The sequence below is a fragment of the Zhongshania marina genome (assembly GCF_002915595.1).
GTDB lineage: Bacteria > Pseudomonadota > Gammaproteobacteria > Pseudomonadales > Spongiibacteraceae > Spongiibacter > Spongiibacter marinus_B.
In genome coordinates this window covers 43,917-67,549 of record NZ_PQGG01000029.1, presented here as the reverse complement: position 1 = coordinate 67,549, position 23,633 = coordinate 43,917, and the positions used below count along the sequence as shown (strand labels likewise).

Here is a 23,633-nt window from a genome sequence, read left to right as displayed (position 1 = left end):
GTTTATAAAAAACTAATTAGAAGGGTAGATGCTCCAGTGTTGGCCGTCGAGACTTATATAGTGCTCATTACCAACTTTGATGACAGTGCTACCTTCATTCTGTGATACGGCCGCCGTTTCGGGCAAGTTGGCGCTTAGATTTGCAGCTGAATACGAGCCGCCATTATAAACCCCAGTGTTGATTACATTTGCAATAATTTGCGATAAGGCCATGTGACCACTTGGCTTATCTACATGGACGATGCCGTCGCTGCGCTCTATATTTTTTCCTAGGAGTTTTACCGCCACCGGAACATGGGTAATTGAGGGGGAGGCAATCTCTCGCATCCCAGAAATTTGCATTTTGTCACCCCGTAAACCACCGCCATGCTCTGGAATTAATATGACCATAACATTGCGACCAGAGCTTTTTAATTGCTCCATAAACTGGTTTAAATCGTCGAATAGTCGGCGTATACGCAGAACATAACTTTCGGTGCCAAATACGCGCTCACTGTTCATAATACGGTTGCCGTCATGAAGGCTTGCCGAGTTGTAGAGTGCGAATACCGGTTGTGTACTATCTTGCCGTCCGGCCCACCAGCGCTGCAAAAGCTCTAGGTCGCGAGTGACCGGTGAGCCTGCAAATGCCTTTTGGCTGACAGTTAAACCCTCCTGCGATACCAAGGGAGCATCAATTCCACCATATATACGGGTGCGTTGCAGCAAGCTGTTAAACACGCCGTCGTGATTCATCATCAGGGCCTCGTCATAGCCTAGCGCTTTTAAGTTTTCGAATAGCTTGCACTGCGAATCAGCTGGCTGGTAAAGGGCGTCATGGGAGGGCTGGCCGCAGCTGGCTCGTGTTAGACGAAGCAGGGCGGGGCCGCTGTAGGAGGTTGCCGAGTTAAATTGGTCGAATATGATGTCGAATTGAGACATGAATGGATGGTTGCTGACCCCTGCGATGTTCATGTCATCCCAGGCTAGCGAGCAAATACTGATCATCAGTATATCGAAGGGAGCGGCCTCGCCAGTGCTATTCGGAAAGTCGACACGCCGTTGACGTTCTTTGCTAAAAAATTGATTTAGGTATTGATTCAAACTGTCGTCATCGCGGGTGGCGGGGGCACTATTATTACTTTTTGCCTCTACTACTGCTGGTGAGTCGGAAGAGCTATTGTCGCTATCGCTCCCCATTGGAATAATGACCGCAAAACACGCAAGTACCACCATTACCGAAACTCGGAAGAACTTCGCAAGGTAGTAGTAGCCAGCGACCAATAAAAATACCCCGAGCAGTGCGCTTGGTGGCACAAAGCGCATGACTAATTCGAGTAAGTATGACCATTCAAAGGCCATCAGCTGATCCATCTGTGCTACCAGTCTTTCCAATGGTGGTAAAAAAGAGTCGTAATGAAATAACCACAGCGCAAAAGGAAGGGCGATGAGGTGACGCACCACGTTGATGATCTTATTGCCAATGGGTAGTAGCAGAAGCGCCAATAAGCTGAGGTTTTCTAATGGGTGAAATTCAATAACCCCGCGAACAAACAAAATGATTTTGACAATAAAATAGAGATTCCACCAGCCTAGACCGCTTGATGTTGTGGGGCGTGCGGCATTCACTTCAGTCATTGTGGTGACTCACCGCTAGCCATTGAATTGGTGTTTTTCTTAATATTCCCGGCATCAAATGGCTGTAAGAAGCGAGGCTTGCCGTAAACCCGAAAAATAATGGCACGCAGGGTCGAAAATACCTCGCGGGCAAAATAGCCGACAAGGCTGCCTGCAAAAAAGCCGATTAATATCGTACTTATAAAACTGTCTATGTTCATACTAACTAGCTACCGCGTTCATATCGCTTATTCGCATTTACTGATGATTAAGATTTGTGCCGAGATAGTAAGGTGACCGGTTTAGCCGAGGTTCTCGGCTCTGATAGCAATGTAAACGCATCTTGGCTACGGCCTAGCTGATTTGGGGCTAGGCTGAGCAGCTGCTGGCCTTTTTCGGCACTTAAAAAATCACGAGCTGGCAGTATACTGGCTATCGCTTCTTCTATGTCGGCAACTTCACTAAATTGAAGCGTTTCAGCGAAAATTTCTTGGGGTGGAAGTGCAAAGCTATTACGTAATGCCGTATCTGCATCCGCGGCGCGACAGGCCCCGAATAGTATATAAAGCTCACCGTCGCAAACCGTAACTAAGTCGCCGTTGCGAGTTATATTACAGAGGCTTAAGCAATGTTCTATGGCAATGGTCTTAGAGGGCTTTAGTAGTAGCAATACAAGGTCGAGGTCGTCTTGCCGCGAGGTATCTAGTGCTAATTGTGCGTGTTGAACGAATTCTTGTGGTTCAAAGTAGCCGCGCAGACTTATGCCGTTCCACGATTCCAGCATATCACTCAGTGACGCGGGTAGGCTTCGAATCATCACTTGACCTTGCAGGGCGTCAATTTGGTCGAGAAAATCGGAAAATGCAACTGAGGATGGCACAACCAAGTTAGCACCGCTTCGCAACAGGAAACGAGTATCAGAATAGCGGAGACAGGGCTTAAGCTCGCGGATGATCAGTTTTGGGCGGCCACCATACTTGGTACGTAATTCGTAGCACATAACTGCTACATCTCGGGCATCATTGGGCTCGGCGCAGCTAAATACCACGGTTGCGGCGTCTAGATGCTTGATCGATTCGATAAGCCTACGATTGTCGCTGGCAGAGTGCGTCATAATTGTGCGGTTACTAGCTACTTGATCTGCGCCGGTGAGTGCCGGTGCTGCAATATGAATGTGGTCTTCATCAATCGCTGTTGTTGAATCAGTAATGCCGTGGCTGGCTTGGTGCTCAATTGCCGATAAGCAATTAGTGTCGGCGGTGTTAAGGAAATATTCTTGGTCAGCAATGACGTCTACGCTGCTATACCAGTAGTGCAAATGGACGTTGAGTTTATGCCGGCTAATGGGTTGTAGACTTAGCATGCCGGCAATTTGAGCGCTATCTTTAATCAAGGTAGGGCGCAGAGACTGATAGTCACCATAGAAATGGAATAAAACGCTCAGCTTTTTTTGTCTGGCCCAGTTTGCCCATTGCGATATTTGACGACTACGCCGTTTTGGCGTGTCATTAGCTATACGATCTGCGTGTATTGCGATAATGAGCAGGGTATTGCTTCTTGGGTGGAGGCGTTGGCTGTCGGCTAAAAATGTGCTCAGGTTTCGTTTTTTTGATTCTTCAGTACTTGAATGCCAAAAGAATGCTGGGTGTCGCGGGGACGAGAAGGTTTTGCATAAATTGTCTTGGGTTTGCGCGTCCAGCCCTGAAAATAGCTCGTATTCTGAGCAATCTATGGCAAAGTAGCTCCGTGTACTGCTATTTATTAGTCTCAGGAACAGTGGGGCTGCATCTCGTAATGCTGGGCTAAAGTAGCAATACACGGCGCCTTCGCGGAAAGTGAAGGCGTTGGCAGGGAGCTCAGAAATGCCTAGCATAGTGTGTTTGTTGATCCTTCACAGCAAACTGCTATATCGATACATAGCTAGTTAATGATGAGTATTGCCGAATTACTTTGATAATTAGCCGGCAAAACCGGAAAAAGGAACTCGGTTACGTCAGCCTGATCTGTATAATGCCTTATACGTGTTTGGAAAAGAAGTAAAGGGTTTGGCTATCTAGTCGTAATGGCAATAAAGGATCGGGATAGTGGTGGATGGACAAAGGAAGCTGAGCGAGGATGTGCGGGCAATATACCGAGCTTATGCCCTAAAGGATAGGCAGTATGTTGAGGTGGTTGAGTTGCACCGCTACCAGCAGATAATTCGGCGCTGGCCATTGTTGGCCGAATTACATAGCAAGGCGAAGGGCGCCAATTGGTTCGTCGGGTCAAACTCTAATATCAGCGCGGGTGGTGAGTAATTGAAAATTATTCTTCTTCATTCAATCGGCGGTGGCAACGGAGTCACAACGGTCACCGCCAATTTGGCTGCGGCGTTACAGGGCCTTGGTCATCGTTGTCTCGCTATCGATTGCACGCCAGATAATCTATTAGCCCTGCATTTTGGCGTTGCCAGCGATGCTGTAGATGGCTGGGCACGCAGCGCCTCTCTTTCCCAAAGTTGGGTGGAGTGTGGGTTTGAGGCTATGGATGGAGGGAGAGTATTACCCTTTGGGATGCTGGATGTTGAATCCTTGGCCACTCTGCGTCGCAACTTGACTGAGAAGCCCAAGCATATCGCGGATATTTGCCACGCTCTCAGCGGCGAGCCTCTTGACTATTTGCTACTGGATTTTTCGGCTCCGCTGACGGGTTATTGTTCTGCGCAATTTTCAGCCCTAAAGGATTTGGCTGATTATTCCTTGCTGATAGCAAGAGCGGATCTGCAGTCTTATCGATTACTGGTATCCCATCCATTAGGCCAGCAATTACTGACAGATTGCGAAATATTGTTAAACGCTGTGAAAACAGAAAATGAACTGCAGCGAGACCTGTTGTTGGTGATGCGGCGAGAGTTAGAGCATCACCTTATATCTAATATTATTCACCACGACGCTGCGGTCCCCGAGGCGTTTGCGCATTTACAAACACTAAACAGCTACGCACCTAATAGTGCTGCAGCCTTAGATTTTTATTTGCTCGCTGTTTGGTGTGTCAATAAATTACCCAAGGTGCCTTCGTGAGAGAGGGCTTGCGTAAGAGGCGCGGTATCGTTCAAGAGGCTAGCTTGCCGCTGCTGGGATTGTTTAAACCTTGGCTGCAAAATGAATTGCGGCACCAATTTATTTGCTTAAAGGGCGCGCGTGGCTATTCAATTGCTGGGCGGGTGCTTGTCACTGTTTGGTTGCTGTTTGCTTTTATATTTTTAAAACCTCGTATTGCTGGCGTTGAAAGTTGGTGTTTGCCGCAACACTTCTTCCCGCAAATTGATTTTAGTAGGCCTCGTATCGATGACCCTATAAGGGCTTTGGTACAACTTTTTTGGCTGATGTTTGTTCGGCCGCACTCGGCGCGTCGTTCTGTTAAAAAGACCGTCGGTACCGCCCGCCATTTCGCTAAATACTATCAAAAATTGCTGGCTGTTTTACTAGGCTGGTTTCGGCTAGTGTTGGAGTGGGGAAATCGACATACCGAAAGTCACGTCGATGGAACGCTTTCGGCAAATTTGAAAAAGCGCTCTGCGTCGAGTCTTTGGGAGCGGCTATCTTGGCGAGACGGGCTTTTAATAGTGGCTGTTTTGGTCTTAAGTTTATTGTGCATTACCGTGCCATTTAGTTTAGAGGCACAGGCGGCCTTTGTATGTGCGCTGCTATTTATGGCTTGGATTTTACAGCGTATGCCTGGGCGTTTTTCAAGTATGCTGCTAATCGTGCTGTCATTACTGGTGTCTACGCGTTACATCTGGTGGCGTAGTACCAACACCTTAAATTGGGATAGTCCGGTAGGGCTTACTTTTGGCATAGTGTTATTGGCGGCAGAAATTTATGCCTGGGTTGTTTTGGTACTGGGCTATTTTCAAAATGTTTGGCCTCTAAAAAGAACGCCTCAAGCCCTTCCGGAGGACGTAAATACTTGGCCGACGATTGACCTGTTTATTCCCACTTACAATGAAGAGTTGGATGTGGTTAAGGCAACGGTTTACGCCAGTTTAGGTTTGGACTGGCCGCAAGATAAACTGAACATTCATATTCTTGACGACGGTAAACGCGATAGTTTCCGAGATTTTGCTGCGCAGGTGGGCGTGAATTATATTCGTAGGCCGGTGAATAACCACGCGAAAGCCGGCAATATTAATTACGCGCTTACTAAGACCAACGCAGAATACGTCGCTATTTTTGATTGCGACCATATACCGACTCGCGCGTTTTTCCAGATGACCATGGGCTGGCTCATAAAAGACCCCAGCTTAGCACTGGTTCAGACCCCTCATCATTTTTACTCGCCTGACCCTTTCGAAAGAAATTTGGCAACCTTTAGAAAAATTCCAAATGAGGGCAATCTTTTCTACGGATTAATTCAAGATGGCAACGACCTCTGGGGAGGCACGTTTTTTTGCGGTTCTTGTGCAATCTTGCGTCGTAAGCCACTTGAAGAAGTGGGTGGGATAGCGGTAGAAACGGTCACAGAAGATGCTCATACCTCTCTGCGTATGCATAGAAAGGGTTATGGCTCTGCTTACCTGAGCGCGCCGATATCCGCTGGTTTGGCAACGGAAACCTTGTCTGCGCATATTGGTCAGCGTATTCGTTGGGCGCGGGGGATGGCCCAAATTTTACGTTTAGATAATCCCCTAACTGGCCCCGGACTGCGCTGGCAGCAACGGCTTTGTTATTTTAACGCCATGCTGCATTTTTTATCTGGTGTTCCTCGTTTGATATTTTTGACGGCGCCGTTAGCGTTTTTACTTCTGCATACCTACATTATTTATGCGCCGGCCTTGGTGTTGTTGATGTATGTCATTCCACATATGGTTCATACCGCCTCGGTCAACTCTATGTTGCAGGGAAAATACCGCTATTCCTTCTGGGGCGAAGTATATGAGTCAGTGCTGGCTTGGTATGTGGCTAGGCCAACTACAGTGGCCCTATTTGCGCCTCATAAAGGTACTTTCAACGTCACCGCTAAGGGTGGGACTATTGAGCGGGATTACTACGATTGGGTAATATCCAAACCTTATATCGCCTTGGTGGTACTTAATGTTGCTGGGGTTATATGGGGAATTGTTAGAATAATTTCTGGGCCCAGTGAGGAAATTTCAGCAGTGGTAGTGAACCTAATGTGGACCTTTTACAATATGCTAATTCTTGGGGCCGCTGCTGCGGTAGGGGCGGAGGCCAAGCAGGTAAGGACGGCGCCTAGGGTCGATGTGGGGATTTTGGCAAGTTTGATATTACCTACGGGCCATCGAATTCAAGCAACGGTACGTGATTTTTCTTTTGGTGGTTTGCGCTTTGAGGTAGCTGACAGCAGTTTACTTCGTAATTCTACGAAGTTGGACGTTGTTCTGCGTAGAGGCAATGAAGAGTTTACCTTTCCGCTGCATGTGGTATATGCAAAGGACGGAGTGCTTGGTACGCGCTTGCCTAAATTGTCTGTTCGGCAAACAATCGATTATGTTCAGTGCACATTTGCAAAAGCGGATACCTGGGTGGATTGGAAAGAGTCTTACTCTGAAGATGTACCCTCAATAAGTATGGGGCAAGTGGTTAGCTCTGCAGTGCAGGGCTATAACCGCTTGCTGCGGAATTCGCCAAAACCCATACCACAAATTTATGCTGCGGTGATCTGGATGGTGGAGGGATTAGCCACATTCCGTCCTCGTAATGTAGCACTGGCGGTGAGGAATTAAACATGAGGGACAGGTCTTGCTAAACGCAAAGGTTTTATCACTGCTGGTATGGTTAGTTATGTTCCCAGTCTTCAGTTTCGCTGAGGAAAAGAGCGGGAGCGGCGAGCCTGACCCAAGAAGTCTTGTTAGTGAGACCATGACATTTACCAGTTTGGGGTTCGCAGATTCATTGGACGTGCAGGGCAGCGAGACCAGTGTTTATTTGGGTTTTGGCTCTCGTTTGGATCGCATTGTTAAAGATGCCGAGCTGAAATTAGACTTCATCAGTTCGCCCGCCTTAATTGAAGTTTTGTCGCACCTTAAAATATACCTAAACGGTGAACTCCAGCATGCGGTGCCGGTAACGGAGTTAAATAAAGGTCAGCGCGATAGCGTTCGTTTGCCACTAGACTCCCGTTATTTTAGCGATTACAACCAACTTCGTATTGAGTTGGTGGGCCACTTGGATCAAGAGTGCTGGAATCCCAGCGACCCTGCTATTTGGGCAGAAATAAGCCAGGCGAGCGAGGTGGTGTTGAATAGCCGTCGCGTTCGTTTAAGCAATGACCTCAGCATATTACCAGCGCCGTTTTTTGATCGTCGCGATTTTAGCAAGCTGACTTTGCCTGTCGTATTTGGTCCTGATTATGAAATTGATACGGTATACGCCGCGACATTGGCGGCCTCATATTTTGGTTCGCAGGCTAAGTGGCGGGGAGTGAATTTTCCAGTCTTAATTGATAAGGCGCCTGAACAGCATGCGGTAGTGATGCTGACAAATACTAATCGACCCGCTTTTTTGGTGGACTTCCCCGAGGTAGATGAACCTACTCTGCAAATTATTACCCACCCCGACAACCCCTACGTGAAACTCTTGTTGATTCAAGGCCGAGATAGCGAGCAACTCTTGACGGCGGTTCGCGGTCTAGCACTGGGTTCAGAGTTATTGAGTGGCCCGGTGGCAACAATATCGAAGGCGCAGCAGATACAGCCCCGCGTGCCCTATGATTCCCCCAGTTGGATTAGAACCGATCGCCCGGTAAAGCTGGGTGAGTTGGTCGACGACCCAATGGTCTTGCAGGTAGAGGGGCGTAAACCCAGCGATATATCAGTGTCGCTTCGTGTTCCGCCGGATCTGTTTACTTGGCAAAGCCGTGGTATCCCATTGGATCTACGTTATCGCTATTCACCGCCGGAAAATGACAGTGATGACTCCAGCTTGAGTATGTCTATCAATGGCCAGTTTGTTGAGGCGTTTAGCTTAACTACTAAAGGTATAAATGGTGAGGCAAAGCGGGTGCGGGTTCCTCTGCTGGATGATGGCTTCCTAGGCGGTGGTGACAGAATTCGTATTCCTGCTTTTCAGGTAGGCAGCTTAAATAGAATGAGTTTTCGTTTTGCCTTTGCCGCAGTGAATAGCGGTGCTTGCCGGACCATCCCTGCGGGTAGTCCCCGTGCAATTCTTGAAGCGGATTCGACAATAGATTTCACCGGTTATCCCCACTATATCGAAATGCCAAATCTTCAGGTATTTGCGACGGCGGGTTACCCCTTTACGCGAATGGCTGATTTATCAGATACCGCAGTGGTGATTCCGCCATCGCCGAGCCCAATACTGATTGAGTCATTATTAGAAACGGTGGGTTATCTCTCTGCCAGCGTGGCCTACCCAGGTATGGGCTTAACGCTGCTAGATAGCTGGGACAAAAAAGTGCTAGCAGATAAGGATATATTGGCGATTGGCGTAGACCCTTCTATGGCAGACTCGGCGCTTGAAGAAAACCAACCAGCTTTATTATTAAGAAAGAGCCAGCGGTCAATTAATCGCCCCCAAGATCTTGGCAATTTACGCTATTTTCCTTGGAGTGAAGATGGCGCGTGGACAACTGCAGAACAAGTTAGCCTCAATGCCAACGGTGCTTTCGGTGCCTTGATTGGTATGCAATCGCCCTTTGACGATGAGCGCAGTGTGGTTGCGATGCTGGGCACCCGCGATCAGGATCTATTGGATGTCACTCGCTCTTTAAATACACCCGGACGACTACCATATATTTTCGGCTCGGTGGCGATGTTTAGGGGTGATTCTGTTGCGAGTTATATTGTTGGTAAACCCTATTTCGTGGGGCACCTGCCACTCCAGACCTTGATTTGGTATCACTTCTCTAAGCATCCCTTTATCTTGGCGGCGTGTGCGCTACTGCTAGTTGTGCTGTTAACAATCATTCTTTGGCGTCTGCTGGCGGTAGTAGCCGCTCGTCGCTTGCAAGTGGACGATGATGAATGAGGTATCTGTTGATTACCTTGTTTTTCACGTTGCTTGCGGCTGAAGCCCATGCAGCGGAAAACCATTGTAGCTGGCCTGAATGGTTAGCGTTTAAGCAGCATTATATAGAGGACGGAAGGGTACTTGATCGCAGCAGCGAGCAGCCGATTACCACCTCGGAAGGGCAGGCATACGGCTTGTTTTTTGCCTTGCTTGCCGATGATCAAAAAAGCTTTGATCAACTGCTGGCGTGGACAATAGATAATCTCGCCGCTGGCGACCTCGGTTCACAATTACCCGCTTGGCTTTGGGGCGTGAACGAGAATGGCAAGAGCGGGGTGTTAGATAGCAATGCGGCCTCCGACGCCGATTTGTGGATAGCCTACACCTTGAGTGAAGCTGGAAGACTGTGGAACTCCCATTATTACGCCAGTCTCAGTTATTTGTTGGCGCGTCAAATCATACAAAAAGAGACGGCGATAATACCGACTATAGGCCGCGTGTTATTGCCAGCACCGCATGGCTTTGTATCGGTCGGAACAAGCAAAAGCGAAAAAGTATATCGTTTAAATCCTAGCTATAGTCCCCTGCAGTTGCTTGATCGGCTCGCGACGGTGTTTCCTAGTCAACATTGGGATGAGCTGTCAAAGAGTAGCGCGCTAATTATTGAAAAGGCTTCTCCAAAAGGCTTTGTGCCCGACTGGGTGCTGGTTTCAGAATCCGGGGTGCGAGCAGATGCAAAAACTTCAGGTAAGGGTAGTTACGATGCGATCCGCAATTATTTGTGGCTAGGGATGTTGGCCGATAAACATCCACACAAGGCGCCATTGTTAAATACTGTGAAGCCCATGTTAGAGAAAACCGCCGAACAGAATACACCACCAGAAACCGCAGATAGCCGCAGCGGTCAAACTTTTGGCAGTGGGCCAGTTGGGTTTTTAGCAGCGGTATTACCCGCGCTTCAATCATCCGTCGAGCAGCAAAGCAAGACCCCAGAATTACTGAGCCAAGTTGCGAATGCGAAAGCTAAAATCGCGCCGGGGCAGCGTTATTACGATAGCGTACTTAGCTTGTTTGGCAGTGGCTGGATGGAAAAGCGGTATCGCTTTGCCCTAAACGGACAACTTCTACCCGTGTGGGAGGCAGACACTTGCAAATAAGTTGGATGTCTCTGCTACGGGCTCTGCCATTTCTGCTGGTTGCCTTCCTTGTGTGGTTTTTCTTTGTCCGTAATGATGCGGTGGACACGGCACCTGACTATGACAATGTAGGGGTAGTATTACAGCCGGTTAAAGGCACGCAGACTTCGCCCGCAAGCGGTGAAGACATAGAGGCTGCATCTACCTTAATTAAGCAATTACAGCTTGCTGAGGCAATGAATCGGCGAGACTTAATTGATAATGCCCTAGCGCGTTTAAGGGCGATCACGCCGAATTCTCCCATTGTTCAATTTTATTCTGCCTACCAATTTATTGCCGACGAGAATATCGACGAGGCCCGTGCAATATTGCAGGGGATGCAAAAAAATTACTCGGGCCACAAGCAAACGCTATACCTCCAACAGTATTTACAGGCGATGACTGAGGGTAAGGATCAGTTGTCCCGCGCCCAGTTATTGGCTACGGCGGGCCGGCATCAAGATGCCTTAGATATGTTTAAGGAGTTGTTTCCGGATGGTATGCCTACGCTAGGTTTGCAGCTGCGCAAATTGGAGATCAGAGGGCGTATCAGTGAGAATTGGACTGAGGTTAGAGATAGTCTGGAAGCGCTTAATCATCAGTACGAGCGTTTTCCCTTAATTGAAGTCATGCTGGCTGAGCACCTTACTCGGCGTAATTCACAAGACCCGCGGGCTGCTGAAATTTTTGAACGATTAGCAAATGGTGCAGGCATCGGACGGCGAGCTGCGGCGTCGTGGTTGTTGATGTTAGGAGCCCGGCCTATTAATAATACGGTCGTTGCGGATTACGCAGAACTTGCATCGCGCTATCCCTCAGATATTAGTATTCAAGATAGCTATCGTCACGCCATTGAGCGTTTAGACATTGAGCAAGAGCAGCTAAAAAATCCTTATTATCGAGCTCGTAAGCAGGGCTTGGCAGCACTGGATGCTAATCGCAATAGCGAAGCCAAATCACGGTTACTTTTCGCTGTTAAAGGTCGGCCAGATGACGAGCAGGTGTTGGGTGGCCTAGGTGTAGCATATTTACGCACAGGCAATGCAGCTGCGGCGGAACGCTATTTCAAACAGGCCTTACAGTACAATGAGAATCCTGATTTGAGAGGTAAGTGGACACGTCTAATTGACACTGCACATTACTGGAGTTTGCTGCAAAAAAGTGATCAGTTTTTGTCCCAAGGAAAATACGACGGCGCCGAGGGCGCGCTTGCTGAGGCGCAGGCGCTGCGCCCTGATTCTATTCATGTGTACATTGCAATTGCCGAATTGGCCGAAGTTCAAAAGCAATATGCGCGGGCTGAAACTGCATATCAACGTGCTTTAAGATTGACTCCGCAAAATGGACAGGCTCTGCGCGGTCTATTTTCACTGCGCGAACAGCGCCATGGTCGTCGTGCTGCGCTGCAATTTGCAGGGCAACTTAGTGCGGCTCAGCAGCAGGTGCTTCGCCAGCAGATAAATACCCTCAAGCAGGAGATAGGCGCCGCTCAAGTTGAATTGGCGATGCAAAGTGGCGATCCAGATCGGGCGTTGGCTGCAGTTGAGCAGGCGCTGCTCCTGCAACCCACTTCCCCTTGGCAGCGCAGTGATTTGGCAAAAATGCTCGTTAAATTGGGTCAGGCGCAGCGGGCTGATCAGCTAATGGCCGATTGGCGGCGTACCTCGCCGACGGCGGAGATGATTTTTGCCTATGCTCTGTATTTGTCTTCGCGTGAGCAGGAGCGCGCCGCATTGTCGCAGCTGCAAAGTATTCCCGCCTCGCAACGCAGCGATGCAATGCGGCAAAACTTATTGCGCTTGGAGCTGAATCAGGCCTTTGTGGGACTAGATATAGATAGCCCAAACGCACAGGCAAATTTGAATGCGCTCAGCCGTCGTTATCAGGGCGACCTTGACGCGCAGATTCGACTGGCAAAGGCCTGGATAGAGCTAGAGCAGATGCCTCGCGCGATTAAAATTGCGCAGGATTTAAAACCGACGCGAGATTGGCCGGTAAATCGCCAGCTTGGCTACGGTAATTTATTGTTGAGCCTGGATCAGATTAGGGATTTTTCTAGCTGGTATGCCGGTTTAAACCTGTCTGATTTAGCGGCTGCCGAGCAGAGAGAGTTCGCCGAATTAAACACCCGTTTTCAGCTAAAAAAGGCGGCGCAAGCCGAGGAAGAGGGTAAGCATATATTGGCTTATTCTCTGTATCACCGCGCTGCGCAGTCATGGGGGCCTTATCAAAACGAGGCAAGCCTAGGCATTTTACGAAGCAGCGCGGCAATTAACGAAGATGATGTTTATCAGCAGCAAGCCGCTAGTTTACTTAGCAACTCTGCCATGTTGTCGCCCAAGGAATTGATGCAGCTATTATCGGTGTTTAGCGACAATCAAGACCGCAAGGCTGAGCGACAGTTAATTGCAAAAATACGCCAGCGCGATGACATTAGTGCCATGCAGATGCGTGAGATCATGCTGTTAAGTGCAGAGCAGGGCCAGTCTGCATTAACCGAGGAACTGGCCTACGACGTTTTATTGCGCGCCAATGGCAAGCCGACAAATACGCCATTGCGAAAGCAGTGGCAGAAAAGAAAATTGTATCAATCTGGCGTTGATAACTGGTTGACCCGCAGCGCGCGGCAGCAAATTGATAAACTTCGCGCGCGCAATGACGGTCACGTCATCGTCGGCGTGGATTTTAAAAAGCGCGACGGCCGCGATCAAACCAGCCAAGTGCCTATTGAGGTGAAATGGCCGGTACCAAGCCTTGATGGCCATATCATTGCGCGGGCTGATTTTGTCAGTGTCGATTCAGGGAATATCAATTACCTTGATCCAGTTGCTGGTGGAATTAATCGAATTCCCTTTAAGGGCAGCGCGGAGGGCGTGGCTTTAGGCATAGGCTGGCTAAGCGAACGCTGGTGGGCAGATATTGGCACTACCCCGATGGGGTTTCAGAATTCTAGCGTGGTTGGCGGTATTGGTATGAACGGCAAGCTGTCCCAGGTGGGATGGAGCTTGGCGCTGTCACGTCGGCCAGAAATTGGAACAACATTGTCCTATGCCGGTTTAAAGGTTCCGGCGGGCGCTAGCAATGCGGGTACAGAGTGGGGCGGTGTTATTCGCAGCGGCGCTAAGTTGGGTTTAAGTTATGACCGCGGTGGAGCTAACGGCTATTGGGCTAGTATTCAATACCACGGTATGACCGGCGAACACGTTGCCGATAACACCCGATTTGGTCTACTTGGTGGGGTATATCACCGCCTGCTTGATCAGGACGACCGACAGTTTCGAATTGGCTTGAATGTTTTACATTTTCAATATGATAAAAACTTGAGTGAATTTACCCTGCAGCACGGTGCTTATTTTAGCCCTCAGAATTATCTGTCGCTCTCTATTCCGGTAAGGTATTACGGCCGTAGCGAGAGCGAGTGGTCTTATCTTATCGGTGCCTCAATTTCTAATTCTTGGTCTAGCGAAGATGCGCCTTACCAATTGGGCGGACGTAGCTCGTCTGGTGGTGGATTTGGGTATGCACTTGAAGCGGCGGTGGAAAAACGAGTGAGCGATCGCTGGTATTTAGGTGTTGCGGCAGACGTTCAACGCGCTGACTTCTATGAACCGAACCACATCATTATGTACGCAAAATATACGTTTAGTGATCGTTGGCAGCCGATTTGGACGCCGCCGGAGCCACCGATTCCCTACAGTAGTTTTGATTAGGCGACTTATTCTTTGTTGCCTTCGGTTTCTTTACTGCGAGCAATGTTCGCTAGACCTAGTTTGATGTCTTTATACTGGCAGCTTTTTCCTGAACGCTATTTCAGAGTAAGACTATGCAGGTTCTAATTATTGGCTATGTCTGGCCGGAACCAAATTCATCCGCTGCAGGGCGGCGCATGATGGATTTGATTGAAGTTTTTCAACGTCGCGGTGCTGCGGTGACATTTGCTAGCGCTGCGCAACGTGGCGAACACAGTGTAGATCTGGAGGCGCAGGGCGTCGCTAGCAAAGATATAGCATTAAACTGTTCCAGCTTTGATCGTTTTGTCAGTGATTTAAATCCGAGTGTTGTTGTTTTTGATCGTTTTTTTACCGAGGAGCAGTTTGCTTGGCGGGTAGAGCGCAGTTGTGAATCGGCGTTGCGTATTCTCGATACCGAAGACCTGCACTGCTTGCGTCACGCTCGTCATCAGGCTTTAAAACAAGGTCGAGAAGTGCAGCGCAGCGATTTATTTAGTGACATCGCGCAGCGGGAGATCGCGGCTATTTGGCGCTGCGATATTAGCCTGATTATTTCTGAGTACGAAATAAATCTTTTGCAAGAGTGCTATGGCGTGGCGCCCGATGTATTGCATTATCTGCCGCTACTTTCGACTCTGCGAGACGAAGATTCGCAGCAATGGTCTAGTTTTGCAGAGCGCGAACACTGCGTGGTTATTGGTAATTTTCGCCATGCGCCAAACTGGGATGCCGTACAGTATTTGCGAGCTTATATTTGGCCAAAAATTCGCAAAACACTTCCGAATGTTGAATGCCATGTCTACGGTGCCTATCCTCCGCCAAAGGCTCTGCAGCTTCACAATGAAAAACTGGGTTTTTTAATTAAAGGTTGGGCAAAAAGCGCTGTTGATGTGGTGAGTTCGGCGCGTCTGTGTTTGGCGCCGCTGCGGTTTGGCGCTGGACAAAAAGGCAAATTATTAGAAGCTATGGAATGTGGCACGCCGTCTGTGACTAGCGATATTGGCGCTGAGGCAATGAGCGGCAACATGCCGTGGAGTGGCGCGGTGATAAATGGCGCTCCCTTGTTTTCTACGCAGTTTGCGGAGGAGTTTGCTTCGGCGGCACTGCGACTTTATCAAAATGAAAATGACTGGCAGTTAGCGCAGGCCAAGGGTAAAAATTTAATTTCTTCACGTTATGTTCGCGATGTGTATTTGCCTAGGTTTATGTCTCGCGTAGACACCTTGCTTGAGGATTTAAGTGCCCATCGGCAAAGCCATTTTAATAGTATTATGCTGCGTCAGCAGACGCTAAAAAGTCATCAATATATGTCACAGTGGATCGAGGCCAAGGCTCGCCTGTCGGCGCTCGATGGCGATGTTTCTTGAGCATTGCTTTTCCTGTTTAAATCTGCGAATGTTGATGAGCTTCACAGAGTATCGACATAATTAATAATAAACCTTGCTGATACGCAGGCGGTAAAACAAAGCTGGCGGAGGTGAGAGCGGTATGCAGCACATGATTTTTGATGCCCATTTACACATCATTGACCCCGTCTTTCCCTTGGTGAGCAATGACGGTTTTTTGCCAGATGCCTTTACAGTAGATGACTATGTTGGCCAAACCGCGTCTTTGGGTGTGGGTGGCGGCGCTGTTGTCTCAGGCTCGTTTCAGAGCTTTGATCAAAGTTATTTAATTACCGCCTTAGCGGCCTTGGGGCCTACTTTTGTGGGTGTAACCCAATTGCCATTTTCTGTAAGCGATGAAGATTTATTGATGCTAGGTAGTCACGGTGTGCGTGCGGTGCGATTTAATTTGCGTCGTGGCGGCTCAGAAACCAGCGAGTATCTTTGTGAATTTGCCCATCGAGTTTACGATTTGCTTGGCTGGCATATTGAAATTTATGCCGATTGTAAATCGCTAAGCGAACTAGCCGATAAACTGTGCCGCCTTCCTGCGATTAGTATTGATCATCTCGGCTTATCTAAAGAGGGCTTACCGCTGCTGTATCAATTGGCAGAAAGCGGTGCCAGAGTGAAGGCAACAGGGTTTGGGCGAGTGGATTTTGCGGTTAGTCAGGCGATAAAGCGCTTGTTTGAAATTAACCCCGATGCCCTAATGTTTGGTACCGATCTACCTTCAACTCGCTCGCCGCGGGCCTTTAATCCGGTAGATATAGAAATTATCGGCAATGCCCTCGGCGATGCCGCCGCTAAAAAAGTGCTGTGGGACAATGCCGCCGCATTTTATCGGCTAGGGGTGTAATAGTGGCTCGCTAAGCGAGTTGACCGCACTTCACGAGTTCTTTACAGTCCACAACACCCATTTTTCTGACGTAAGCAAAGCCACTGTTCGCGAGTTTTTTGTGTATTCGCCCTGCGGTTTAAGCCTTGTTATTGCCGAGTTAGCCATGTGTTTCCCTGCTATAGATGTCATCAATTTCCGTTTGCTTTGGAACACATCGACGCCTGAATGCCTAAGAGCTTTTATTATGGGGGCTAAGTAATGCTTGGAACGGCGATGTATATCGCCCTAGTTTGGGTCTGCGCCGTGCTGCTGGATCGGGTATTTGGTGAAGCGACTCGCTGGCATCCCTTGGTAGGCTTTGGGAATATCGCTAAGCGCATTGAGAACACGCTTAATACCGGCGATGCTAAATTGCTGCGCCTGCGTGGCGTCATTGCTTGGAGTGTGGCGGTCTTGCCTTGGATCATTTTAGTCTGGGTGCTTGGTCATTATTTATCCTCGTATGCTGAGTTTGTGCGCTTTGTCTTCGATTGCGGGGTGCTTTACTGGGCAATCGGTTGGCGCAGCTTATGTGAACATATTCGGCCTATTGGATCAGCGTTGGCTGAGGGAAATATAGAACAGGCACGCTTGAAAATTAGTTATATCGTGAGTCGCGATACCACCGAGCTAGACGCAGACCAGGTACTCGCCGCCGGGCTGGAAACCACATTGGAAAACAGCAGCGACGCCTTATTTGCTTCGCTGATTTGGTTTGCCCTAGCTGGTCCTACGGGGGTGGTGTTGCACCGTTTAGCAAATACCTTGGACGCTATGTGGGGATATAAAAACCACCGTTATCGCTATTTTGGTTGGTGGGCCGCCCGCAGTGACGATGTGCTCAATTTTATTCCCGCTCAGCTCACAGCCTTGGGTTTTAGCGTGTTTGGCCTATCTGCACGGGGTTTTCGCTGCTGGTTTGGGCAGGGCTGGCGCTGGAAAAGCATCAATGCCGGCTCAGTTATGGCCAGCGGTGCGGGGGCTTTAAATATTACCTTGGGAGGAGCGGCAAGTTATCATGGCGAAACGGTATTGCGCGCGCCATTGGGTGGCGGCGCAAAACCTAGGGCTGAGGATTTGGAACGGAGTATTACCTTGATTAACCGTCTATTGGTGGTGTGGATTGTCATCGCTGTAATTATTGGGGGCCTACTTTGAGTGATAGCCACTATCGGCCGCCAATGCACGGCGGTGATCCCCGTCAGTTACCAGCAGAGAACTCAACGCTACCGATGCTGGACTTGGCCACAGGGATAAATCCCTGGCCGTGGCCGCTAGTAAACCCGCCAAACGACTGCTATACCACGCTGCCGTATTTTAATGCCGAGTTACAATCCGCAGCAGCGTCGTATTACGGCGTGGCACCGGAGTTGATTTTAGCGACGGCGGGAAGCCAGCCAGTGATTCAGCAACTGCCCTATATAGCACCGAAAGGGCGGGTATTACTGCCGGCGGTGGGCTATGAGGAGCATCGCTATCGCTGGCAGCGCGCGGGTCACGACATCGTGCTGTTTGAACGCTATGACCGCGAGGAAATCGCGCGCCAAATTGCCACCGAAAATATTCTGCACATGGTGCTGATTAGCCCCAATAATCCAAGTGCTGATCAATTGGCGATTGAGGATCTTCGTTACTGGCGAAGCGTGTTACCGGCACAGGGGCTCTTAGTGGTTGATCAGGCCTTTGCCGATGCAAACCCTGAAAGTGATGTGTCGGCCTTGGCGGGGGAGCCGGGGATTGTCTTGTTGCGCTCGGTGGGTAAGTTTTTTGGTCTGCCAGGTCTGCGCTTGGGCTTTGTTTTGGCGGAACCATCGCTATTGGCTGAACTAGATTGTTGCCTTGGGCCGTGGACGGTAAGTGGTGCTGCCCAGTGGATTGGCCAGCAGGCCTTGTTGGACAGAGCTTGGCAGCGGCAGACCCGTGAAAAATTGTTTGCCGCGTCAAGTGCTCAGGCGGCTTTGCTCGCCAAGGTGTTTGCTGGCGAGGACATCCGCTGCGTGAATTCCGCCTTGTTTGTTACGCTAATTATGCCCTTGGCGCAGGCCGAGGCCTTGCAGTCAGCCAGCTATCAGGTCGGTTTGTCGGTACGGGTCTATCATTGTGGTGAGAGCGGCTATATGCGTTGGGGTTTGGCCGGAGATCTCACCGTTCTGGCTGAACGACTTAGCCAGCTAGATATACGCGCCTTGGCAGCGTAGCGGAGCGCTAAATGGCATCAGATTCGGCATTTATCGATTATTTAATGGATCAGCTGCAATGGCTTGGTCCGGTGACGGGCCGAAGAATGTTTGGCGGTTACGGCGTATTTTTAGAGGGCTTAGTGTTTGGCGTGGTTTTTGGAAATACCTTGTACTTAAAGGTAGATAAAGACAGCCAAGCAGATTTTGAAGCCTTAGGTTTGCCACCATTTACCTACCCGCGGGGCAATAAAGAGATCGCCCTGTCTTATTACCAAACCCCAGACGAAGCCTTGGATGATACTGATATGCTGGTAACGTGGGCAAATCGCGCCTATGCAGCGGCAATACGCTGTGCGGCGGAAAAGTCAAAGAAGCCCGCGAGGCGTGTATAATGTACGCCGATTTGCGGTAGCGGAGTTCATATTATGTCAGTCATACAAGAGAGTATTACCAGCAAGCTGGCGGCGGCTTTAAACCCCCTGCATCTTGAAGTGCTTAACGAAAGCCACATGCACAGCGTGCCGGCGAATTCTGAAACCCATTTTAAACTTGTTATAGTTGCTGAAGCCTTTAATGCCAAACGCAAGGTTGCACGTCAGCAAAGTGTGTATCAGCTCTTGGCAGAGGAATTGGCCGGCCCAGTTCACGCGCTTGCCATGCATACCTACACCCCAGAAGAATGGCAAAACAGAGCTGCCCCCGCACCGGCGTCGCCAAACTGCTTAGGCGGTAGCAAAAAGGAGCAGGGTTAAAGAAAATGGATCAGTTTGTCGTTGCGGCCTTGTATAAATTTGTCAGCCTTCCTGATTATCATGAATTGCGCGAGCCCTTATTAGAGGTTTGTCTCGCTGCCAGCGTAAAAGGCACCTTGCTACTGGCGGCTGAAGGGGTGAATGGCACTATTGCGGGTTCTCGCGAAGGCGTTAATACCGTGCTGAATTATTTGCGGGCAGACAAGCGCCTAGCGGATTTGAGCCACAAAGAATCCTTTGATAAAGAACAGCCGTTTTACCGCATGAAGGTAAAACTCAAAAAAGAAATAGTCACAATGGGTGTCGACGGTATTGATCCCAATGAGGTGGTTGGCAGCTATGTAAAACCGGCAGATTGGAATGCGTTAATTTCTGATCCGGAGGTCTTGCTGATAGATACCCGCAATGACTACGAAGTTGAAATTGGCAGTTTTCGCGGTGCAATCGATCCCAAAACTACTAGTTTTAGAGAATTTCCAGAATACGTTCGCGAGCATTACGATCCCCAAAAACATAAAAAAGTAGCGATGTTTTGCACCGGAGGTATTCGCTGCGAAAAAGCCTCTGCGTTTATGAAGCACGAAGGCTTCGACGAGGTTTATCACCTAGAAGGCGGCATCTTAAAGTATTTAGAGGAAGTCCCTGAGCAAGAGAGTTTGTGGCAGGGCGAGTGCTTTGTGTTTGATAACCGCGTATCGGTAACGCACGGCTTGGCGACGGGGCAACACGATTTGTGCCACGGCTGTCGTCGGCCCATCAATGCCCTAGATAAACAGAGCGAATTCTACGAGGAGGGGGTGACCTGTCCGGCCTGCTTTGATGTAGTGACTGATGATCAAAAGAAGCGCTTTCGCGATCGCCAAAAACAGGTTGAACTTGCGCGCCTGCGCAATGAAGAACATGTTGGCGCGCCGCCGCCAGCTCGCCAGCGTAAATCCCGCACAGAAAATCCCCAATAGTCAGTATTGCGTCACAAGAGGTTCTAGGGCGTATTAACCCTAATACCCAGAATCTCTTTGCCGCGCCTATTACATTTGAATTACTTTGATCCGTCGCGAATTGATGTACTATGCTTAATGTGCCCGTCCGCTGGGCCGTTCGGCCTGAACGGCGCAGGGGTGATGATAATAAGAGGAATTATTGCATGAAGCAGCTAGGCGTTCTGGATACCGCATTTATTAACCTAGAGCATCCGAATACTCCCCAACATGTTGGCGGTTTAGGTATTTATGATCCGTCGACAGCACCCGGAGGCTTTGTCCGCTTCAAGGGTGTTATCGCCAATTTTGAGCGTCGCCTGCTAAAGCACACTATTTTTCGCTCCAGATTGCTTAAAGTTCCAGGCAATGTAGATCGACCCTATTGGGTAGAAGACGCCAATTTCGACGTTGAATTTCATATTCGGCATATTGCACTGCCGCAGCCAGGTGACTGGCGTCAGCTTTGTATATTGGTTGCTCGTCTTCACGCGCGACCTTTAGATATGAATCGCCCTTTGTGGGAGGCCTATATCATTGAGGGCTTAGACAATATCCCCGGCGTGCCCAAAGGCGGTTTTGCGATCTACACCAAAATGCATCATTCCCTTGTGGATGGGGCCGGCGGCTCTTCGATTATGTCGGTTATCCACGATTTAGAGCCAGACCCAGCCGCAGTGCCGCAGGCGCCAGAAGTGGTAACCGTGGATGTAGCCCCGGGGACGATGTATTTAGCCGGTTCTGCGGCGGTAAATAATATTAAAAACAGCGTTAAAATGTTGACCGGCGGTGTTAGCGTGTTGCGTGATTTAGGCAAAATGGCGGTGGGAATGGCGCAGAAGAAAATCCCCATTCCGTCTATTAAATCGCCTCGAACCCGTTTTAACACCCCAGTCGGCCCTTACCGCGTTTTTGAAGCTGCTGAATTTGAACTGGCCGATGTTAAGTTTTTAAAAGATGCCTCCAAGGTTAAAATTAATGACGTGGTGCTAAGTGTGATAGCCGGTGGTTTGCGGCGCTACTTGGAACATCACAATGAACTGCCCGACGAAAGCCTGTCGGTTTCTATTCCGCTGGATATGCGCACCCGCCGTGGTTTGACCGACGAAAACAATCAGGTGGGCTCCGTTTTTGTCGAATTGCACACCAATATTGCCGATCCTTTAGAGCGCCTTGCCGCCGTGTATAAAAGCTCTCAAGAAGCCAAAATATACGGCGAGAACTCGCCGCTAGTGGACGTGCTGCGTTTGGCGGGGGTGATGTCGCCAGCCATTACTACCTCATTAGTTAGTAGCTATGTGAACAATGGTTTAACTCGTCATTTGCCGCTGGGAATCAGTTCTGTTGTATCAAATGTCGCGGGGCCAAACTTCCCGCTGTATTCCGCTGGCGCGCAAATGGTGCGTTACTACGGTTTGGGCTTGCTTACGCCAGGCGTGGGTTTATTCCACCTGATATTCAGTTCCAACGGTATTATGACCATGTCGATTCTTGGTGATCGCAACGCCATGCCTGATCCCGCGTTTTACCGAGAGTGCATAGAACAGTCTTTTGATGAATTACTTGCGGCGGCAAAAAATATCGCTAATACAGGCAGCGCTGCCAAGTCGAATTCGACTCCTGCTCCTGCTCCTGCAAAACGCAGTGCGGCTAAATCTAGCGTTGCAAAAAAAGCCGCCTCGTCATCGGCTAGCTCGGCAAGCGCAAAAAAGCCGGCGGTGACCCAAGCCGTTAAGAAGCCTGTTGCAAGAAAGGCCAAAAGCGCCTCATCGGCAAAGGCCTCAGCAAGCGCTAGCGTAAATGGTGCGGTAGCGGACGACACCAAGGTTGTACCGATAAAAAATACCGTTTCGTAAAGCGATATGTTTGCGCGCTAATCGACATTGAGTAATGCACACAGCCTCGCCATCGCGGGGCTTTTTTATGGGCAAGATGTTTTTTTCAGCGGTATAGATTAGATTATCCCAGCGCATAACATGGCCACAAGTTCACTTATATCATGGCTGAAGCGCCATAATTGCTCAGTCACTGTTTCTGCGTCGTCAAGACAAGTGACCGAGAGTAGCTCCCATTAACACATTGGCAAAACACTTAACTCGTTGTAATTTCAAAGTAGCGCGATATGATCAAGAGAAAGGAATGCTTGGCAGAAATAAAGGGAATTAGTCTTCGTTTGATCAGCGCTCGTCAATAACGAGATCGCTACCTCATTGAACTCCCTAGAAATTTCTAATCAAGGTAAAAACCCGTTCCGTGATAAGGGGGCTAAAGTGATGTGTGGCCTGAGTAGTTTGATTAAATTGATAAGCTTCAAAATCAATATTTGATTCTGTAACCACAAAGGTTACAATACCTGCATGATTATTAGCTTCATACACAAAGGGCTTGAACGGTTCTACCGTTCCGGTAAAGCATCGGGAATTCAGGCAAAGCACGCCAAACGTTTGAAGCTAATTCTTACCAACCTTGATCAAGCGGAAAGCCCAGATGATATGGATTTGCCAGGTCTTGGTTTGCACGAGCTGAAAGGAAACCGGAAAGGTATTTGGTCTGTATCAGTCAGTGGAAACTGGAGGGTTACTTTTCGCTTTACCGGCAAAGATGCCGAAATTGTTAATTATGAGGATTATCACTAATGAGTATGCATAATCCGGCTCATCCGGGTGAAATTCTTAAAGAATTAGTAATTGAGCCAACTGGTGTAACAATTACTGATGTCTCTGAGCACCTAAATATAAGCCGTAAAACACTATCCAAAGTTTTAAATGGACGCGGCTCTATTACTCCCGAGATGGCCTTACGACTAGAGTTGGCTTTTAAAAAGCCATCCGCTGATCACTGGCTTAGGCTGCAAAGTGCCTACGACCTTTGGGTAGTTCGTCAACACCAGTCCATGTTGCACGTTCGTCCTTACGAATTTGTATCGCAAGCTTAACAAGCGCATGTTGTCGGACTGGTATTCCGCTGTGTTCCAAACCAACCGTTAA

At 49.1% G+C, this 23,633-nt stretch carries 19 protein-coding genes; 16 read left to right on the top strand and 3 right to left on the bottom strand.

Going from position 1 to position 23,633, the window contains the following annotated elements; translation table 11 throughout:
- Positions 1-12: 12 nt before the first annotated feature.
- From bcsG to bcsE, 3 genes are read right to left on the bottom strand one after another with little or no spacing between them, the layout of a single operon-like run.
- Complete coding sequence (bcsG, locus tag C0068_RS12535) at positions 13-1,617, bottom strand: cellulose biosynthesis protein BcsG (protein ID WP_103684817.1); 1,605 nt, start codon at positions 1,615-1,617, stop codon at positions 13-15.
- Positions 1,614-1,817, bottom strand: a complete 204-nt coding sequence (locus tag C0068_RS12530) for a hypothetical protein (RefSeq protein ID WP_103684816.1) — start codon at positions 1,815-1,817, stop codon at positions 1,614-1,616. Before C0068_RS12530 ends, bcsG begins: the two co-directional genes overlap by 4 nt.
- Positions 1,818-1,864: 47 nt before the next feature.
- Complete coding sequence (bcsE, locus tag C0068_RS12525) at positions 1,865-3,469, bottom strand: cellulose biosynthesis protein BcsE (protein ID WP_103684815.1); 1,605 nt, start codon at positions 3,467-3,469, stop codon at positions 1,865-1,867.
- Positions 3,470-3,680: 211 nt separating this feature from the next.
- On the opposite strand from bcsE, the gene bcsR reads away from it, so the two are divergent.
- From bcsR to C0068_RS12445, 16 genes are all read left to right on the top strand, one after another.
- Complete coding sequence (gene bcsR, locus C0068_RS12520; protein WP_158249993.1) at positions 3,681-3,893, top strand: BcsR/BcsP family cellulose biosynthesis protein; 213 nt, start codon at positions 3,681-3,683, stop codon at positions 3,891-3,893.
- Positions 3,894-4,655: a cellulose biosynthesis protein BcsQ gene (gene bcsQ / locus C0068_RS12515; protein WP_103684813.1), complete on the top strand. Its 762-nt coding sequence runs from the start codon at positions 3,894-3,896 to the stop codon at positions 4,653-4,655.
- Positions 4,656-4,663: 8 nt separating this feature from the next.
- Positions 4,664-7,321 (top strand): UDP-forming cellulose synthase catalytic subunit, encoded by a 2,658-nt coding sequence (gene bcsA / locus C0068_RS12510; protein WP_199176168.1) that lies wholly within the window; start codon positions 4,664-4,666, stop codon positions 7,319-7,321.
- 136 nt (positions 7,322-7,457) lie between these two features.
- Positions 7,458-9,584, top strand: a complete 2,127-nt coding sequence (bcsB, locus tag C0068_RS12505) for a cellulose biosynthesis cyclic di-GMP-binding regulatory protein BcsB (protein WP_158249992.1) — start codon at positions 7,458-7,460, stop codon at positions 9,582-9,584.
- On the top strand, positions 9,581-10,723 hold the full coding sequence (bcsZ, locus tag C0068_RS12500) for a cellulose synthase complex periplasmic endoglucanase BcsZ (RefSeq protein WP_103684811.1): 1,143 nt from the start codon (positions 9,581-9,583) through the stop codon (positions 10,721-10,723). The genes bcsB and bcsZ overlap by 4 nt, the downstream gene beginning before the upstream one ends.
- On the top strand, positions 10,714-14,451 hold the full coding sequence (locus C0068_RS12495) for a cellulose synthase subunit BcsC-related outer membrane protein (protein WP_146047892.1): 3,738 nt from the start codon (positions 10,714-10,716) through the stop codon (positions 14,449-14,451). The genes bcsZ and C0068_RS12495 overlap by 10 nt, the downstream gene beginning before the upstream one ends.
- A gap of 113 nt (positions 14,452-14,564) precedes the next feature.
- Entirely contained in the window at positions 14,565-15,839 is a 1,275-nt protein-coding gene (locus C0068_RS12490) for a glycosyltransferase family 4 protein (protein WP_103684809.1), read from the top strand.
- Between the two features lie 121 nt (positions 15,840-15,960).
- The gene (locus C0068_RS12485; protein ID WP_103684808.1) at positions 15,961-16,716 is read left to right on the top strand and encodes an amidohydrolase family protein; all 756 of its coding nucleotides are present in this window, start codon (positions 15,961-15,963) and stop codon (positions 16,714-16,716) included.
- Positions 16,717-16,956: 240 nt separating this feature from the next.
- Positions 16,957-17,895: an adenosylcobinamide-phosphate synthase CbiB gene (gene cbiB / locus C0068_RS12480; RefSeq protein ID WP_199176167.1), complete on the top strand. Its 939-nt coding sequence runs from the start codon at positions 16,957-16,959 to the stop codon at positions 17,893-17,895.
- Entirely contained in the window at positions 17,892-18,935 is a 1,044-nt protein-coding gene (locus C0068_RS12475; RefSeq protein WP_103684806.1) for an aminotransferase class I/II-fold pyridoxal phosphate-dependent enzyme, read from the top strand. The genes cbiB and C0068_RS12475 overlap by 4 nt, the downstream gene beginning before the upstream one ends.
- Positions 18,936-18,946: 11 nt before the next feature.
- Positions 18,947-19,309 (top strand): TfoX/Sxy family protein, encoded by a 363-nt coding sequence (locus tag C0068_RS12470; protein WP_103684805.1) that lies wholly within the window; start codon positions 18,947-18,949, stop codon positions 19,307-19,309.
- Positions 19,310-19,342: 33 nt separating this feature from the next.
- Entirely contained in the window at positions 19,343-19,669 is a 327-nt protein-coding gene (locus C0068_RS12465; RefSeq protein ID WP_103684804.1) for a BolA family protein, read from the top strand.
- Positions 19,670-19,674: 5 nt separating this feature from the next.
- Positions 19,675-20,628, top strand: a complete 954-nt coding sequence (trhO, locus tag C0068_RS12460; RefSeq protein WP_103684803.1) for an oxygen-dependent tRNA uridine(34) hydroxylase TrhO — start codon at positions 19,675-19,677, stop codon at positions 20,626-20,628.
- Between the two features lie 185 nt (positions 20,629-20,813).
- Positions 20,814-22,502 carry a WS/DGAT/MGAT family O-acyltransferase gene (locus C0068_RS12455; protein WP_103684802.1) on the top strand — a complete coding sequence of 563 codons (1,689 nt, stop codon included), beginning with the start codon at positions 20,814-20,816 and terminating at the stop codon, positions 22,500-22,502.
- A 501-nt stretch (positions 22,503-23,003) separates the two neighbouring features.
- Entirely contained in the window at positions 23,004-23,282 is a 279-nt protein-coding gene (locus C0068_RS12450; protein ID WP_103684801.1) for a type II toxin-antitoxin system RelE/ParE family toxin, read from the top strand.
- On the top strand, positions 23,282-23,581 hold the full coding sequence (locus C0068_RS12445) for a HigA family addiction module antitoxin (RefSeq protein WP_103684800.1): 300 nt from the start codon (positions 23,282-23,284) through the stop codon (positions 23,579-23,581). Before C0068_RS12450 ends, C0068_RS12445 begins: the two co-directional genes overlap by 1 nt.
- Positions 23,582-23,633: the final 52 nt, after the last annotated feature.